At 74.0% G+C, this 638-nt stretch carries 1 protein-coding gene; it reads left to right on the top strand.

Annotation, left to right across the window (positions count from 1 at the left end; translation table 11 throughout):
- A partial coding sequence (locus AC5P1B_RS35790; RefSeq protein ID WP_493892213.1) for a beta-ketoacyl reductase occupies window positions 1-638 on the top strand: 638 nt, incomplete at both ends.

Here is a 638-nt window from a genome sequence, read left to right as displayed (position 1 = left end):
CCCGCCGGGCTTGCGGCCACGACCGCGCTGCTCCAGGCCCTGGGTGACGTGGGCATCACCGCTCCCCTGTGGTGCCTGACCCAGGGCGCCGTCTCCGTCTCCCCCACCGACCCCCTCACCAACCCCACCCAAGCCCAGGTCTGGGGACTGGGCCGGGTCGCCGCCCTCGAACACCCCGACCGCTGGGGCGGACTCATCGACCTCCCCACCACCCCTGACCAGCACACCCCCGCACACCTGGCCACCCTGCTCGCCGACAGCCAGCGCGAGGACCAGATCGCGATCCGCACCTCCGGGGCCATGGCCCGGCGCCTGCGCACCGCCCCCGCACCCCGCGAGACGGGCGCCCCATGGCGCCCCACCGGCACCACACTCATCACCGGCGGCACCGGCGATCTGGGCGCGCACATCGCGCAGTGGCTCGCCGAAAACGGGGCCCCGCACCTCCTGCTGGCCAGCCGCAGCGGACCCGACGCACCCGGCGCCGACCAACTGACCGAAGAGCTGACCGCGTTGGGCACCACCGTCACCATCACCGCCTGCGACGTCTCCGACCGCACCGCCCTCCACCACCTCCTGGACACCATCCCCGACGACCAACCCCTGACCACCGTCATCCACGCGGCGGGAATCGCCGA

Source organism: Streptomyces sp. A01 (genome assembly GCF_059026195.1).
Note: the sequence above shows the minus strand (reverse complement) of the source record. Positions and strands in the feature narration are given on the sequence as shown.